The 16,832-nt window shown below is 59.4% G+C and carries 12 protein-coding genes; 5 read left to right on the top strand and 7 right to left on the bottom strand.

All coding sequences use genetic code 11. The annotated features are described in order from the left end of the window. A complete protein-coding gene (locus ACP7EE_RS03695; RefSeq protein ID WP_426233573.1) occupies positions 1–447 on the top strand; it encodes a GNAT family N-acetyltransferase in 447 nt (148 codons plus the stop codon). A gap of 12 nt (positions 448–459) precedes the next feature. Beyond that, the gene (locus ACP7EE_RS03690) at positions 460–1,131 is read left to right on the top strand and encodes a GNAT family N-acetyltransferase (RefSeq protein ID WP_426233571.1); all 672 of its coding nucleotides are present in this window, start codon (positions 460–462) and stop codon (positions 1,129–1,131) included. Positions 1,132–1,161: 30 nt separating this feature from the next. Here the strand turns inward: ACP7EE_RS03690 and ACP7EE_RS03685 are convergent, their stop codons facing one another. Further along, on the bottom strand, positions 1,162–1,440 hold the full coding sequence (locus ACP7EE_RS03685) for a helix-turn-helix domain-containing protein (protein ID WP_426233569.1): 279 nt from the start codon (positions 1,438–1,440) through the stop codon (positions 1,162–1,164). After that, positions 1,437–2,789, bottom strand: a complete 1,353-nt coding sequence (locus ACP7EE_RS03680) for a HipA domain-containing protein (protein ID WP_426233567.1) — start codon at positions 2,787–2,789, stop codon at positions 1,437–1,439. Before ACP7EE_RS03680 ends, ACP7EE_RS03685 begins: the two co-directional genes overlap by 4 nt. A gap of 422 nt (positions 2,790–3,211) precedes the next feature. Between ACP7EE_RS03680 and ACP7EE_RS03675 the strand changes: the two genes are divergently transcribed. Continuing rightward, positions 3,212–5,479: an autotransporter outer membrane beta-barrel domain-containing protein gene (locus ACP7EE_RS03675; RefSeq protein WP_426233565.1), complete on the top strand. Its 2,268-nt coding sequence runs from the start codon at positions 3,212–3,214 to the stop codon at positions 5,477–5,479. 107 nt (positions 5,480–5,586) lie between these two features. Here ACP7EE_RS03675 and oadA read toward each other — a convergent pair whose 3' ends face one another. Both oadA and ACP7EE_RS03665 read right to left on the bottom strand, forming a co-directional pair. Then, complete coding sequence (gene oadA / locus ACP7EE_RS03670; RefSeq protein WP_426233563.1) at positions 5,587–7,395, bottom strand: sodium-extruding oxaloacetate decarboxylase subunit alpha; 1,809 nt, start codon at positions 7,393–7,395, stop codon at positions 5,587–5,589. Between the two features lie 11 nt (positions 7,396–7,406). Beyond that, positions 7,407–8,822 carry an acetyl-CoA carboxylase biotin carboxylase subunit gene (locus tag ACP7EE_RS03665; protein ID WP_420649336.1) on the bottom strand — a complete coding sequence of 472 codons (1,416 nt, stop codon included), beginning with the start codon at positions 8,820–8,822 and terminating at the stop codon, positions 7,407–7,409. A 190-nt stretch (positions 8,823–9,012) separates the two neighbouring features. Here ACP7EE_RS03665 and ACP7EE_RS03660 point away from each other — a divergent pair, with 190 nt between their 5' ends. Then, positions 9,013–9,975 carry a LysR family transcriptional regulator gene (locus ACP7EE_RS03660; protein ID WP_426203413.1) on the top strand — a complete coding sequence of 321 codons (963 nt, stop codon included), beginning with the start codon at positions 9,013–9,015 and terminating at the stop codon, positions 9,973–9,975. Here the strand turns inward: ACP7EE_RS03660 and ACP7EE_RS03655 are convergent. The 3 genes from ACP7EE_RS03655 to ACP7EE_RS03645 form a co-directional block, all read right to left on the bottom strand. After that, positions 9,917–10,120, bottom strand: a complete 204-nt coding sequence (locus ACP7EE_RS03655; RefSeq protein ID WP_420649338.1) for a PA3496 family putative envelope integrity protein — start codon at positions 10,118–10,120, stop codon at positions 9,917–9,919. The genes ACP7EE_RS03660 and ACP7EE_RS03655 overlap by 59 nt on opposite strands. 222 nt (positions 10,121–10,342) lie before the next feature. Further along, positions 10,343–11,209 carry a transcriptional regulator HexR gene (hexR, locus tag ACP7EE_RS03650; protein WP_007954250.1) on the bottom strand — a complete coding sequence of 289 codons (867 nt, stop codon included), beginning with the start codon at positions 11,207–11,209 and terminating at the stop codon, positions 10,343–10,345. Positions 11,210–11,345: 136 nt separating this feature from the next. Beyond that, positions 11,346–14,219, bottom strand: a complete 2,874-nt coding sequence (locus ACP7EE_RS03645) for an EAL domain-containing protein (protein ID WP_426233561.1) — start codon at positions 14,217–14,219, stop codon at positions 11,346–11,348. A gap of 259 nt (positions 14,220–14,478) precedes the next feature. Here ACP7EE_RS03645 and uvrD point away from each other — a divergent pair, with 259 nt between their 5' ends. Then, positions 14,479–16,662, top strand: a complete 2,184-nt coding sequence (gene uvrD / locus ACP7EE_RS03640; RefSeq protein ID WP_426233559.1) for a DNA helicase II — start codon at positions 14,479–14,481, stop codon at positions 16,660–16,662. Positions 16,663–16,832: the final 170 nt, after the last annotated feature.

Genomic DNA, 16,832 nt, shown 5'->3' with positions numbered 1-16,832 from the left:
ATGAGTCAGATCGATATCCGCCAGGTCACGGCCGACGATTACGCCGCCTGGCTACCGCTGTGGCAGGCTTACCTGCGTTTCTACAACACCGAGCTGCCCGAACCGGTTACACAGAGCACCTGGCAACGCTTTCTCGACCCAAGCGAACCGACCCACGCCGCGCTCGCCTGGGCCGACGGCAAAGCGCTAGGCATGGTGCATTACATCTACCATCGCTCGAACTGGAGCATCGAAAACTCCTGCTACCTGCAAGACCTGCTGGTCGAACCGCAAACTCGCGGCACCGGCGTCGGGCGCCTGCTGATCGAACACGTTTACGCCACGGCCAAGGCCGACGGTTGCTGCAAGGTGCACTGGCTGACCCACGAAACCAACACCACCGCGATCCAGCTCTACGAGCGCATCGCCGAGCGCCCGGGATTCATCCAGTTTCGCAAAGCCATTTAAGGAGTGCTGCACATGACAATTTCTCCCGCCGACTGGAAAGGCGCCCCGCCGCCCTCGGCCACCCTGCTCGAAGGCCGCTTCATCCGCCTGGAAAAACTCGACCCGACGCGCCACGGCGACGAACTGTTCAACGCCCTGCAAGGCCCCGGCGCCGACCCGAAACTCTGGGATTATTTGCCCTACGGCCCGTTCCCGGAACGCAGCGTCTTCAACGACTGGCTGAACAACCACGCGGCCAACAGCGACCCGTATTTCTTCAGCGTGATCGACCGCGTCAGCGGCCAGGTGCAGGGTCTCCTCAGCTTGATGTCGATCGTCCCGGCGCACGGCCGCATCGAAATCGGCCACGTGACCTTCGGCGCGCCGATGCAGCGCTCGCCGAAAAGCACCGAAGCGGTTTATCTGCTGGCCAAGGAATCCTTCGCCACGGGCTACCGTCGCCTTGAGTGGAAATGCAACAACGCCAACGCCCGCTCCAAATATGCCGCCGAACGTCTGGGTTTCAGCTTCGAGGGCGTGTTCCGCCAGCACATGGTGGTCAAGGGCCAGAACCGCGATACCGCGTGGTACTCGATTCTGGACTCGGAATGGCCAGCGATTGCGGCAGGGTTTGAGCAGTGGCTGAGCGATGAGAATCAGACGGTGTCGGGGCAGGTGAAAGGGTTGGTTGAGTGCCGCGCCTGAAACTGGATCGAAATTAAGTGCGTTGCGGGTTCAACTGTTATCACGGCGAATCCGCACCACGCCCATCTTCAACCCGAATGGGCGGAATACGGCATTTAATGATTTCAGCGTTTGATTGCCTTCTCCGTGCTCGATATGCACCAGCGTGCGCACCGAGATTTTGCACATCTTGGCGAATTGAGTCTGATGCAACCCAGTCACTTCCACGCGCAAACGCCGAACGGCTTCACCAATCTCTAGCGTCCCTTGAGCCAATCCCTCTTGAATGCTTTCAATGAGCAGAGTGCGCTCGGCAACAGTCATGCTCATTTCAAATCCCACTCTTTCAAACGTTGCTCCAGATTTTTCAGGTGAACGCCTGGGTGATTCATTGTCCGGTCAGGCAAGCCGCTGGCGGTCAAAATGTCCGGGAGCGCCGCCAAGCGTTCGGCATCCTCGCGTAAACGCTCGAAAGAATCCGGCGAATCAGCTAATGCAGCCAATGGGTCATCCGGATCGGTTATGTCCGCCAATGCGCGGCAAACGCCTCGCCAATCGACATCTCCGGCCCTCTCCAGATCTCTTGGCCATTTTGTGGTGCGGGTCACCCCTTCGTCATCCATGACCATAGGCGCCAAGTCATATATGGGTGCCAAGCGAAACGAATCCACGTCGCGAATGATTGCGGTGTTGCGCCCATGGTTGTCCGAGTTGCCGAGAACTTTGTTGATCAGATCCCGACGTAGATAGTCCGCCACCAGAGCCGGAATCTGACTCCCTTGGCCTGCGTCACGCCAGAGTCCGGCGAGCATACGAATGACATCCATATGGTTCATCGCACTTCCCGGCGTAGTCACCTCAGCCAGCGAGTAAATTGACTCGACGGCAAAACGCGTGACTTCCCCGTTCGTTACGCTGCGATCAAAGCGCTGCATCCAGAGGCTGGGTTTGATTGCCTCCTCTAATGCGAGCCCTTCAGCAGCAACCGTTTCAATGCCAAGCGTTTGCAGAGCCTTGTAGTAGTGGAATTCGCTGCGGAGGATGTCTTGGTCTGTCAGGCCTCCTCTATTGCGGGCGAACTTTACGAACCAATGCTGACTGACGTCTTCATCATCCAGCACTGCATCGGGATATAGGAGACCAGCCCTGTTCTCAGCCAGCAGAAGCTTCGGCGCCTCACCACCAGCCCCAGTTGCACCGCCAATCGCAGCACCCAGTTCGTAGGCGTATTCAAGAAACCGATTGTCACGACTGACGACCTCTTGGCGCTGAAACCCGATGGGCTTGCGCTCATCAACAGCCTCGACTGACTCTTTTATCCGCATATTGCCGATCGGAGCTGGCGTGCTGCGGCCTAGCAGATAAAGATCGGAGCTGATATCTACAGGTTTCTCTGACCCCAGGTGGGCGAGCAGAAACCTTTTGGCGGCTCCCGCCGGGGCAATGTCATGTACAAATGCAGGAGTGTTGGAGCGCCGACCCTCCCAATCCAAAGGAAACAGCGCACTCACTGCCTTGGAAAAAGGAGATCCGACAGCATCAATGTTTTCGACCAGGTAAGCCGTCTCATAACCAAAACTGCAACGGCTTTCAAAGCCCTTCTCAGGCTTGTCGAAATTCAACACCATCGCGTCGTGCCATTGGCCGGCCGCGAAGATCTGTAATGTCAGGTCGTACATATTTCCTACTTGCATCTAAGTGCGGTCGAAGCGTTTCAAAGGCTGCATACGCAATATAGTGCACACAAGGCCAAAAACTACGCGCATATGTGCAACAAAATGCAGATTTATCTGACTCAACCCCATAGTAGACGCAAAATAATGCAGATATACCCACATGGTCGAGTTTGTCAGTTTTCGAAACCTACGCAGGCTGAAGCGCAGTGAGTAGTAGAGCTCCCAATGATTCGCCAATCAATATTTCAGCGCGGGCTGTAGGCAAAGGCAGCGCTTCATCGAAGTAAAAGCGGCTTTTTGAAACTAACGAGCTGCTTTCCTCCCGATCCAGTCGCCGAACCCCGCAGGATTGGCAGAACGGCCTGACATCGGCGTCTACAGGTCCCGTCTTAAAGTTCGACCTCCCCAACACGGAGGTTGAACCGATGCTTGCTCGACATACATACCGACTTCACCAACTGGCTGTTGCGATCACACTGACGCTTGGCTACGCCGGAATCTCTCTGGCGCAAGAGACCGCTCTCGAGCCTGAAATGCCGGCCGGGCAAGTGCCGGTGCAACTGAGATCGGCGTTCGATACCGTTATCAATGACCCTGATAAGGTCCCTCATGAGATCAAGAACGCGACAAAGGTCGTCGACGGTTTCCTGCTGAAAGCGGGTGAAGCGAACGATCTGATTAGCGTGAAATCTCGAGCCAGCTATTCCGGAGTGATTGACGGTGGCGGTGGCGGCAACCTTATTCAGCTCGATGGGCCCAAGGGCGGAAAGCTTGGCGAGTCGCATAACTTCCTGGGACTGGAGGTCAAGCAAGGTGAATGGACGCGCAAAGGCCCCGCAGATTTCACTGGCGGTGTACTGGTCCACTCCAAAGCCCAGCTGACAAATGAAGGAACCATCCTCGGCGACGCGGTCACTGAAGGCATATTGATCAACAAAGGCATGATCGAACGCGGCGTGATCGTGCAGTCCGGTGGCGATCTCACCCACTCGGGAAACATTGCAGGCACCGTGGATGTGCATGAGAACGGTCATTTCGCCGGTAATGGCGAGGTCAGTGGCCTGAATATTCAGGGACGCTTTTCGGTGGATGAGGTGTACGGAGCACCGAGGGTCAAGGGTGATCTGACGCTGGCAAGCTCTGCCGTCCTCGCGTATTCCGTCGATGCCGCCGGCGACAGCCCGACCATCATCGTCGACGGCACTGCCGTACTGGGCGATGCGACCCTGAGACTGGTCAGTGCCGGCGACTACCCGCAAAGCAGCCAACATACGATTCTTGTGGCTGGCAATGTCGAGGGACGGTTCGGTACGGTCGAGAATAATCTGGCCTACATGACTCCGACCCTCGATTACGACGATCCCAAGCGTGTCGGTCTGTCTTACACCCGCAACGATGTGCGCCTTGAAGAAGCCGCTACCACGGAAAACGCCAGCGCTGTTGCCGAGAGCATTGAGGCGCCGCCTGCACCGCCGCAACAGTTAGCCGACACTCAGGAAAATCCGCCCAGAGCGAAGAATCCAGCGCCTCCTGTAACTGCGCAAACCCCAGAGCAAAATCAGCCCGGGAAAACCGTGCAGGCTCTTCAACCACCCTCCAGCAAAGCGCCAGTCTCAGCCATCCACTCCGTCTCAGCCGCCAGTTCCGCTCCAGTCGCCCCGACAAACACGGCGGTTGCGGCTTTGCTCACGACCAGTAAATCCACGGCGGCAATCGCCCTCGAACAACTGGCCGGCAGTGGCAACGCCAACTTGTCCAAGGCGACTTTGAGCAGTGTCGCGCCGGTCAGCGCCAGCATGTTATCGGCCATGCACCAACTCGATGGAATCCACGGGACCCAGAAAGAATCTCCGCGCCACGCGGCCGGAAAAGCTGACTCCGGCAGGGTCTGGCTGCAAGCCCTCGGCCACGGCGGCAAACTCGATCGCGACTTCGAGCCGATGCAGCATTCCACAAAGGGCCTTCTGCTGGGTGCGGACTGGCGTGTCGACGAGGAGTGGCGTCTGGGACTGCTGGGTGGAACCTCAACCACGAGCATGGACAGCCATGAACTGGACGGCAATCTGGACAGTTGGCACTTGGGCGCATACGCCTTGCGCCAAAGCGGTCCAGTCTCAATGAGGCTTGGCGCGAACTGGGGCAGCCATGAAGGCCGGACCAAACGCAAAGTCGAGTTCGACCGTTTCAGCAATCGCCTCAAAGCCAGTTACGAGGCGAGCACCCAGCAGGCCTTCGCCGAAATGGGCTACAACCTGGGCCGCGCAGACACCCTCATCGAACCGTTCGCCAGTGTTGGTTTTCAGCGCTATCAGCGCGACGGCTACACCGAGAAAGGTGGAGATGCGGCGCTCAAGGTTCATGGTCAGTCCCAGGGCAACATCAACAGCACCCTCGGCCTGCGCATGGCAAGCGTCAGTACGCTGAATAACGGCATGCGCCTGACCCCGCGATTCAGCGCAGGGTGGAAACACGTTTATGGCGATACCTACACCAGCACTCGGCAACGTCTGGACAAGGGCGGCCGCGACTACACCGTTTATGGCGCAGAGCTGGATCGCGACAGTCTGATGCTCGACACCGGGCTTGACCTGGCGGTCTCCAACAGCCACACATTGGGCGTCGGCCTGTCTGGCGAGATCGGCACCGACAGCCGCAATCACGGCGTAACCGGCCAGTGGCGCATGGCGTTCTGATCGACATACCAGGGCGGGGCGCTTGCGCCCCACCCGCTGAATTGCGCGCAAAAAAAAGGGGAGCACATGCCCCCCCGAGGTTTAAACGTTGTATCGAGGCGTGTATCTCAGCCTTCGATCTCGATCAGAATTTCGCCCGGATTCACTCGGTCACCCTTGGCCACATGAATCGCGGTGACCTTGCCGGCGATGGCCGCCTGGACTTCAGTTTCCATCTTCATCGCTTCGGTGATCAGCACCGACTGGCCAGCCTTGACGGTGTCGCCTTCCTTGACCAGCACATCGACGATGTTGCCCGGCATGGTGGTGCTGACATGGCCCGGTGCAGAAGCCTGTTTGCGCTTGCTGCTGCCGCCACCGACGAATTCGTTGAGCGGTTCGAACACCACTTCTTCCGGCATGCCGTCGATGGACAGGTAGAAGTGACGCTTGCCTTCAGCCTTGACGCCGACACCAGTGATGTCGACGCGGTAGGTTTCACCGTGGACGTCAATGACGAACTCGGTCGGTACACCCTCGCCGCCCGCCGAGGCCACTGCGCCGGCCTCGGGAATCGGCAGCAGCACTTCCGGCGTCAGGGTGCCGGCAGCGCGTTCTTCGAGGAATTTGCGGCCGATGTCCGGGAACATCGCGTAGGTCAGCACGTCTTCTTCGGACTTGGCCAGTGCGCCGATATCGGCACGCAGCTTGGTCATTTCCGGCTTGAGCAGATCAGCCGGACGCACGTCGATCACTTCTTCGCTGCCGATCGCCTGACGACGCAGCTTCTCGTTGACCACGCCCGGAGCCTTGCCGTAGCCACCTTGCAGATAGAGCTTCACTTCGTTGGTGATGGTCTTGTAACGCTCGCCGGCCAACACGTTGAAGAACGCCTGGGTGCCGACGATCTGCGACGTCGGGGTCACCAGCGGCGGGAAGCCGAGGTCTTCACGCACGCGCGGGATCTCTGCCAGCACTTCAGCCATGCGATTCAGAGCGCCCTGCTCTTTCAACTGGTTGGCCAGGTTGGAGATCATCCCGCCCGGCACCTGGTTGACTTGCACGCGGGTGTCGACGGCGGTGAACTCGCTTTCGAACTGGTGGTACTTCTTGCGCACGGCGTAGAAGTACAGGCCGATCTCTTGCAGCAGTTCCAGATTCAGGCCGGTGTCGTACTCGCTGCCTTTAAGGGCGGCGACCATCGATTCGGTGCCTGGGTGGCTGGTGCCGGAAGCGAAGCTGGAGATCGCGGTGTCGATGTGATCGGCGCCGTTTTCAATGGCCTTGAGTTGGCACATGGTTGCCAGGCCAGCGGTGTCATGCGAATGGATGAACACCGGCAGCGACTGCTCGCTTTTCAATGCTCGAACCAGTTCACCAGTGGCGTAAGGGGTCAGCAGGCCGGCCATGTCCTTGATCGCAACCGAGTCGCAACCCATGGCTTCCATCTGCTTGGCTTGCGCCACGAACGCGTCGATGGTGTGCACCGGACTGGTGGTGTAGGCAATGGTGCCCTGGGCATGTTTGCCCGCCGCTTTCACCGCTTCGATGGCCACGCGCAGGTTACGCACGTCGTTCATCGCGTCGAAAATGCGGAACACGTCGATGCCGTTGACCGCTGCCTTGGCCACGAACGCTTTGACCACGTCGTCGCTGTAATGGCGGTAGCCCAGCAGGTTCTGCCCGCGCAGGAGCATTTGCAGACGCGTGTTAGGCAGCGCCGCGCGCAACTGGCGCAGACGCTCCCACGGGTCTTCTTTCAGAAAACGTACGCAGGCGTCGAACGTCGCACCGCCCCAGCATTCCAGCGACCAGTAGCCGACTTTGTCGAGCTTGTCGCAGATCGGCAGCATGTCTTCCGTGCGCATGCGGGTGGCGAGCAGCGATTGATGGGCGTCGCGCAGGATGGTATCGGTGACAAAGATCTTCTTGGACATTGTTGTATTCCTCACAGGCCTGCGTGGGCGGCGATGGCGGCGGCGATGGCCAGGGCCAGCTCTTCGGGTTTGCGCTTGATCGAGTAGTTGGTCAGTTCAGGATGGCTTTCAACGAAGCTGGTATTGAACTGGCCGCTACGGAATTCCGGGTTGCGCAGGATTTCCTGATAGTACGCGGCGGTGGTCTTCACGCCTTGCAGACGCATGTCGTCGAGGGCGCGCAAGCCACGGTCCATCGCCTCTTCCCAGGTCAGCGCCCAGACCACCAGTTTCAGGCACATCGAGTCGTAGAACGGCGGGATGGTGTAGCCGGTGTAGATCGCCGTGTCGGTGCGCACGCCAGGGCCGCCGGGTGCGTAATAACGGGTGATCTTGCCGAAGCTCGGCAGGAAGTTGTTTTTCGGGTCTTCGGCGTTGATGCGAAATTGCAGGGCAAATCCGCGGTGCTGAATGTCTTCCTGCTTCACCGACAGTGGTAGGCCGGAAGCGATGCGAATCTGTTCGCGGACGATATCGATGCCGGTGATTTCTTCGGTGATGGTGTGTTCGACCTGCACCCGGGTGTTCATCTCCATGAAGTACACCTCGCCCTCGGCGAGCAGGAACTCCACGGTGCCGGCGTTCTCGTAACCCACAGCCTTGGCCGCACGCACCGAAAGGTCGCCGATGTAGGCGCGCTGTTCCGGAGTCAATTGCGGGCTCGGGGCGATTTCGATCAGCTTCTGGTTGCGGCGCTGGATCGAGCAGTCACGTTCGAACAGATGCACGACGTTGCCGAAGCTGTCGCCAAGGATCTGCGCTTCAATGTGTTTCGGATTGACGATGCATTTTTCCAGGAACACTTCCGCCGAACCGAAAGCCTTGGTCGCTTCGGAAATGACGCGGGGGAAATTCTGTTCGAGTTCTTCGCGGCTGTTGCAGCGACGGATACCGCGACCGCCACCACCGGACGTGGCCTTGAGCATCACCGGGTAACCGATGCGGTCGCCTTCGGTCAGGGCTTCGGCGATGTCCGCCACGTTGCCCTCGGTGCCCGGTGTCACTGGCACGCCAGCCTTGATCATGCTGCGGCGCGCTTCGGTCTTGTCGCCCATGCGGCGAATGACTTCCGCCGACGGGCCAATGAATTTGATCCCGCGCTCGGCGCAGATGTCCGCCAGTTCCGGGTTTTCCGAAAGAAAACCGTAGCCGGGGTGCAGCGCATCGCAGCCGGTTTCCACCGCCAGGTTCACCAGCTTGCGCGGGTTGAGGTAACCGGCCAATGGTTCGGCGCCAATACTGTGGGCCTCGTCCGCACGCTTCACGTGCAGCGCATGACGGTCGGCGTCGGAGTAGATCGCGACCGAGCGGATACCCATTTCGGCGCAGGCTCGCACGATTCGTACGGCAATCTCACCACGGTTGGCGATCAGGATCTTTTTTATCACTTGGAGGTTCCCTTGAGCCGGTGGCATCACGACCTGCTAGACCCAGGTCGACGCGTGACCAAATGTTTCAATCTGGTCGCGCCCCCACACTAGCGCTCATAAGGGATTAACAAAAATGAATAAAAATTGGGTCAGCCATAAGTAAAGACTTATAGTCGTCGCATCAGCCTGCGTTCAGAGTGCTTATAAAATGCGTAAGTCATTGATGCGTATGACATTGCGTCAATTGCAGATCTTCAATGAAGTGTGTGATTTACGTTCCTACAGCCGTGCAGCCGAGGAAATGTCGCTCACACAACCCGCCGTCAGCCTACAGATTCGGCAGCTTGAAGAGCTGATCGGCCAGCCATTATTCGATTATGTCGGCAAGAAACTGTACATGACCGAGGCAGCGGAAGCGCTTCAGCGTGCCAGTCGCGACATTTTCGGACGGCTGGAAAACCTCGATATGCAGCTGTCGGACATGCAGGGTTCGTTGCAGGGCCAGCTGAAACTGGCGGTGGAATCCAGCGCCAAATACTTCGTGCCGCATCTGTTTGCTGCATTCAAACGCCAGCACCCCGAAGTGAATCTGCAACTGACTGTGGTTAACCGTGGCCAGGTGATTCGCCGTCTCTCGGACAACCGCGACGATCTGGTGATCATGTCGATGGTGCCGCAGGACATGGGCCTGGAATTCCTGCCCTTCCTCAACAACCCGATTGTGGCCGTCGCGCCGCCGGATCATCCGCTGTCGCACATGGGGCCGCTGCGCTTGCAGGATCTGGAGCCTTACACGCTGTTGATTCGTGAAGCCGGTTCAGGCACACGCATGGCTTGCGAGGAATACTTCAAAGAGAAGCGCGTGCACTTCACGCAGACCCAGGAAGTGGCGTCGGCCGAAGCTCAGCGTGAATGCGTGCTGGCGGGTCTGGGCCTGGCGCTGTTGACGCGCCACGCCCTGAACCTTGAGCTGGCGACCGGCGCACTGGTCGAGTTGCCGGTCGAGGAACTTCCACTGTTCCGTAGCTGGTGCCTGGTGCAGGCCAAAGCCAAACGCCTGTCACCGGTAGCACACGCCTTCCTGGCGTTTATCCGCGCCGAGCGCGTGCAGATCAGCGCGCTGGTTGAGCGTTTCGCCGGGAAACTGCCGGTGCTGCCTGCCAGTGATTGATCTCGGCAAAATCGTCGATTTCGGCGAGCAGCAGGCGCTGTTCTGCGCGATCTTCGATAGCGCGGCGAAATTCCATACGGCGCTGATCTTCCTGCTGACGACGGGTTTTCGCGGCGCTGTTGCGTTCTTCGTAAGGCTGAGCCATTTCGAGTCTCCCAAGGCGTTTACGGGAGTTTCACGATAGGCGCGGGGGATGACGGTTTGGCTGCTTGCAGGTTACAGGCAGATGAAATTCTTCAGGGCAGAGGCAATTTGTGGCGAGGGAGCTTGCTCCCGCTGGGTCGCGCAGCGGCCCCGATATTTTTGTGAGCGCTGCGCACTCAAGCGGGAGCAAGCTCCCTCGCCACAACAGCCCCGCATTCCAGGGTCAGTCGTCCAGCGCTTTCACCGATTTGGGCGACAGGCGCAAGCTGCGCAGGCTGCGTTTGACGCTCTTGAGATGGTTGACCAGGCTCGGCCCACGCGCCATCGCCACGCCCATCGCCAACACGTCGATCACTACCAGGTGAGCAATGCGTGAAGTCAGCGGTGTATAAATTTCAGTGTCTTCATGCACATCAATCGCCAGGTTGACCGTCGAAAGCTCGGCCAACGGCGTCTGGCTCGGGCACAGCGTAATCAACGAAGCACCGCTCTCACGCACCAGATTGGCGGTAATGAGCAGATCTTTGGATCGACCGGACTGCGAAATGCAGATCGCCACATCAGTCGGTTTCAACGTTACTGCGGACATCGCCTGCATGTGCGGATCGGAATACGCCGCCGCCGTCAGCAGCAAACGGAAGAACTTGTGCTGGGCATCCGCGGCCACCGCGCCCGACGCACCAAAGCCGTAGAACTCGACGCGCTGCGCCTGCGACATCAACGTCACCGCGCGCTGCAATTCCAGCGGATCGAGCTTCTCGCGAACCTCCATCAGCGTGTGCAAGGTGGTGTCGAAAATCTTCAGGCTGTAGTCGGCGACGGAGTCGTCTTCATGAATGGCGAACTGACCAAAACTGGCGCCGGCCGCAAGGCTCTGCGCGAGCTTGAGTTTCAGATCCTGAAAACCCGAACAACCGATGGCACGACAGAAGCGCACGATGGTCGGTTCGCTGATACCGACGCTGTGCGCCAGGTCGGCCATGGAACTGTGCATCACCGCCGCAGGGTCAAGCAGCACGTGGTCGGCGACCTTGAGCTCCGACTTGCGTAACAGGTGACGTGACTGGGCAATATGTTGCAGCAGATTCAAAGGACTGGACTCTTGTTATGGGGCAGATGCCGGGGATGTAGCAAGCTTGTAGTTATACTACATGAATCGGCATTTTGCCTGCTCAATGCGTATCTGGATGCCCCCGGATCAGGCGTCGTCCTCTGTATGTAGCCCTTTATGCCGGTTTTTCCTGCCCGCGTAGTAACTCGGCCAGAGTCGTCGCCTCAACCGGACGGCTGATCAAATAACCCTGCACCTCATCACAGCCCTCAGCCCGCAAAAACTCCAGCTGCTCCGGCCGTTCGACGCCTTCAGCCACGACTTTCAGCGACAACCCATGCGCCATCGCAATGATCGCGCGAGTAATAGCCGCGTCCTCGCTGCCCTCCCCCAGTCCGCGAATGAACGCCTGATCGATCTTCACGTAGTCCACCGGAATCCGCTTCAGATAACTCAGCGACGAATAGCCGGTGCCGAAGTCGTCGATGGCCAACTTCACCCCAAGATCACGCAGTTGCTGGAACGTGGCGATGATGTGTTCAACGCTGTCGAGTAGCTGACTTTCGGTAAGTTCGAGTTCGAGGTAGTACGGCGCGAGGCCGGTTTCTTCGAGCACTTGGCGCACCAGACTGACCAGTTTGCCTTGGCGCAACTGGTGCCCCGACAGATTTACCGAGACCCGAATCGGCGCCAGCCCTTGCCGCTGCCATTCACACGCCTGCAAACAGGCCTGGCGCAGCACGAACTCGCCAATCGGCCCGATCAATCCGGTTTCCTCAGCCAAGCCGATGAAATCCCCCGGCGGCACTCGGCCAATGGTCGGATGATCCCAGCGCACCAGTGCTTCGGCGGCGTTCAGCCGTCCCGTTTCCAGACACAGCTTGGGTTGATAGAAGACGTGCAGTTGTCTTTCTTCGATGGCTTTGCGTAGCTGGTTTTCCAGCTGCAGACGCTCAAGGGTGCTGGCTTGCAGGCTTTCGGTGTAGAACTGGAAGTTGTTGCCGCCCAAGTGTTTGGCGTGTTGCATGGCCATGTTCGACTGACTGACCAGCGCGGAGATTTCCCGGGCGTTGTCCGGCAGCATGCTGATGCCCATCGAGGCGCTGACTACCAACTCATGTCCGTCGATGATCAGCGGCAAGCGCAGTTTGGTCGAAAGCCGTGTAGCGACCCGCGCCAGACTCGACAGGCTGCCATAAGCATCGAACAACACCGCAAACTCGTCGCCGGACAGGCGGGCGATGGTGTCGGCTTCCGGCAAAGCGATGACCAGGCGCCGCGACATTTTTTGCAGCAACTGATCGGCGATTTCATGGCCGAGGCTATCGTTGAGCAGCTTGAAGCGATCCAGGTTGATGTGCAGCAAAGCCAGACTGCGGCGTCCGCCCTGCCGCACGCGTTGATGCGCTTCGTGCAGACGGTCGCGGAACAGCGAGCGGTTGGCCAGTCCCGTGAGTTCGTCGTAGTGCGTCAGGTAGCGCATACGCTCTTCAGATTCGCGACGCGCGGACAGATCGGCGAAGAAGCCGACGATATGACTGACACTTCCCCGGCGATCACGCACGACATTCAGTTGCAGCCACTGCGGGTACAACTCGCCGTTCTTGCGGGTTTCCACCAGCTCACCTTGCCAACTGCCGTGCTGCTCCAACGCCTGGCGAATGGCCGCGTAATGTCGACGCGCGTCGCGACTGCACGGCAACTCGACCACGTTGCGCCCGAGCATGTCGTCGATGTCGTAACCGGTGACCCGGCTGAACGCCTGATTGATAGCAATCAGCGAGTAGTTCGGATCAAGAATCACGATGCCTTCGCTGGCCGCTTCAAACACGGTTGCCGCCAGTTGCTGCTGCACCTCCAGGCTTTTGCTCACGCTGATGTCGCGGCGGGTGCCGACCATACGGATCACCCGGCCGCTGTCGCTGCGCTCAACCGCGCGGCCACGGTCTTCAATCCACACCCAATGGCCATCGCCATGACGCACGCGGTATTCGATCTGATAGTCCTCGGTGCGACCTTTCAGATGCTCGACCAGTGCAAACTTGAGCAACGGCAAGTCATCCGGGTGCAGCCGCGGCTTGAGATCCCTGAGCAGTGCCGTGACGTACTCAGGGGCGAGGCCGAACAGTTCCTGAAGCTGCGTGTGATGCACTTCATCGGTTTGCAGGTTCCAGTCCCACAAGCCCAACTCACTGGCTTTCAACGCCAGCGCCAGCCGCGCTTCGCTTTTGCTCAGGGCCTGATTGGCGGCGTCCAGTTCCAGGCTGCGCTGAGCGACGCGCGCTTCCAGTTCGACTTGCGCCTCGCGCAATTTGCCCTCGACGCAACGGCGCTGGTCGATTTCCCTGGCCAGCTCCTGATTGAGTTGTTCGCTGCGAGTCTGCGCTTGCTGCAGATGTTCGATCAGGTGCTGAGTTTGAAAGCGCCGCAGCAAGCCGCGATCGATCAAACGGTGAACCTGCCACGCCACCACACTCAGCGAGCCAAGAAGAATAAGCCCGAGCCAACCCCAACCACGCGCTTGGTCGCCGCCGCCCCAGAACAGGAAACCGATGGCGGGCAGCAGACAGGGCAATGTAAAGGACAGAAACGCCGGGAGACTCACCGCGTAAGCAACGCTGGCCGAGAGCGTCGCCGCGCCAATCAGGCCGAACACCCAGGCTTGCTCGATGAAATTGTCGGCGGGCACCAGAGCGATGCCGGCGCCGGCCAGAGTCAGGCCGGTCATGGTCGAACCGAGCAGAAACATCCGCCGCCAGATCGGCTGGGCCTGACGGTCAGGGATCGCCGAATCGAACGCCGCGACCTGAATCACCCGCAACGCCACCAATGACAGCAGCCACACCAGCCAGACGCTGACCACGAAGTAACGCTGCGGGCTCCAGAGCAAACCGGCGCAGACCAGACCATTGATCAACATGAACAGCGTCGGCAGCAGCGAACCCTGATAAAGCAGGCGCGTGCGCTCGACCGCCATCTCGGTGGCGTAGTGTTTGCGGATAACCCGGGGTTCCACGGAGGGGCCCGACAGGTCTGAGCTGAGGGTCATAGGCAACGTTCTTGTTCTTATAGATGTGGGCATGCGCCCGGAAACGTGGACGGAGCATACACAAGCCGATTCACTTGCCACACTGCTCGCGAGCAGAATTTCAGCCAGACTTTTCGGCCTTTTACCCTCCTCAAAAGTCCCGAGGCGAGGCGGGGCAACGCCTGTAGCCGGTGACTGACCGGTCGTCATCGGCAGCACTTTCATCGGCTAATGCAAAGCTCGGTTTGCCCGGGCTGGCGGCGCACCCTAGAATGCCCCGATGCGCGATGATCTCTCCCTTCTGCTGAACTCCCTCAACGATGCCCAACGCCAGGCCGTAGCTGCCTCCGTGGGTCGTCAGTTGGTCCTGGCCGGTGCTGGTTCCGGTAAAACCCGAGTGCTGGTGCACCGTATCGCCTGGTTGATCCAGGTCGAGAACGCCTCGCCCCACTCCGTCCTGTCGGTGACTTTCACCAACAAGGCCGCTGCCGAGATGCGCCACCGCATCGAGCAGTTGATGGGTATCAACCCGGCCGGCATGTGGGTCGGTACCTTCCACGGCCTGGCGCACCGCTTGCTGCGGGCGCACTGGCAGGAAGCCGGGCTGAGCCAGACTTTCCAGATTCTCGACAGCGACGACCAGCAACGGCTGGTCAAGCGGGTGATCCGCGAGCTGGGTCTCGACGAGCAACGCTGGCCGGCGCGTCAGGCGCAGTGGTTCATCAATGGGCAGAAAGACGAAGGTCTGCGTCCGCAACACATTCAGGCCAGCGGCGATCTGTTTCTGGCAACCATGCGCAGCATTTATGAGGCCTACGAGGCCGCGTGCCTGCGCGCTGGCGTGATCGACTTCTCCGAACTGCTGCTGCGCGCCCTCGACCTGTGGCGCGACCACCCGGGTCTGCTGGCGCATTATCAGAAGCGCTTCCGCCACGTTTTGGTGGACGAGTTCCAGGACACCAACGCCGTGCAGTACGCCTGGTTGCGCCTGCTGGCGCAGGGCGGCGACAGCCTGATGGTGGTCGGCGACGACGACCAGTCGATCTACGGCTGGCGCGGCGCGAAAATCGAGAACATTCACCAGTATACCGCCGACTTCCCGGATGCCGAAACCATTCGTCTGGAGCAGAACTACCGCTCCACCGCCGGCATCCTCAAAGCCGCCAACGCGCTGATCGCCAACAACACCGGGCGCCTCGGTAAAGAGTTGTGGACGGACGGCGGCGACGGCGAAGCGATCAATCTTTACGCCGCGTTCAACGAACACGATGAAGCACGCTACGTTGTCGAAACCATCGAAAGCGCGCTGAAAACCGGCCTTGCGCGCAGCGATATCGCGATTTTGTACCGCTCCAACGCCCAATCGCGCGTTCTGGAAGAAGCCTTGCTGCGTGAGCGGATTCCTTACCGCATCTACGGCGGCCAGCGCTTCTTCGAGCGGGCGGAAATCAAGAACGCCATGGCTTACCTGCGTTTGCTTGAGGGTCGCGGCAACGATGCGGCGCTGGAACGGGTGATTAACGTTCCGGCACGTGGCATCGGCGAGAAAACCGTCGAAGCGATCCGCGAACATGCGCGCCACGCCGATGTTTCGATGTGGGAAGCCATGCGCCAATTGGTCGCCAACAAAGGCCTGACCGGGCGTGCGGCCGGCGCGTTGGGTGGGTTTATCGAGCTGATCGAGAACCTCTCCGCCAAGTGCGCCGAGATGCCGTTGCACTTGATGACCCAGACGGTCATCGAGCAATCCGGTCTGATCGCCTATCACGAAGCGGAAAAAGGCGAAAAAGGCCAGGCCCGGGTAGAAAACCTTGAGGAACTGGTCAGCGCTGCGCGCAACTTCGAGAACACCGAAGAAGACGAAGAGTTGACGCCACTCGCGGCATTCCTCGGCCACGCCTCCTTGGAGGCCGGCGATACTCAGGCCGACGAGCACGAAGACAGCATTCAACTGATGACGCTGCACAGCGCCAAAGGTCTGGAATTCCCTTACGTGTTCCTGGTGGGCATGGAAGAAGGCCTGTTCCCGCACAAGATGAGCCTGGAAGAACCGGGGCGTCTCGAGGAAGAACGGCGTCTGGCGTATGTCGGCATCACTCGGGCGATGCAGAATCTGGTGATGACCTACGCCGAAACCCGCCGTCTGTACGGCAGCGAGACTTACAACAAGGTCTCGCGTTTCGTACGCGAGGTGCCGAAAGGTCTGATTCAGGAAGTGCGCTTGTCGAACAGCGTCAGTCGACCGTTCGGCGGTAATCAGTCGATGAGCGGCAGCAATCTGTTCGCCGGCAGCGAAATTCCGGAGACGGGATTCAGCCTTGGTCAGGCCGTGCGCCATTCGATCTTTGGCGAAGGCGTGATTCTCAACTTCGAAGGCGCCGGCGCTCAGGCTCGAGTGCAGGTCAACTTCGGCGAAGGCAGCAAGTGGCTGATGCTCGGCTACGCGAAACTCGAAGCCATTTAAGCCTGGGTTGTGGGAGCGAGCAGGCTTGCTCCCACACAACTATTCCCACAGAACTTATTCCTCCTTCCTACAGACCAAAGTTAACAGGTCCTATTGCGCTGTCCGAAGCTGAACCTCACCTGTCAGGCAAAAGCCCGAAACACTCTGTCGCTAGCCAGTAACACTTCAGC

This window comes from Pseudomonas sp. TWP3-2, from assembly GCF_049897765.1.
In the GTDB taxonomy this organism is placed as follows: domain Bacteria; phylum Pseudomonadota; class Gammaproteobacteria; order Pseudomonadales; family Pseudomonadaceae; genus Aquipseudomonas.
This window is presented reverse-complemented; position numbering and strand designations above follow the sequence as displayed.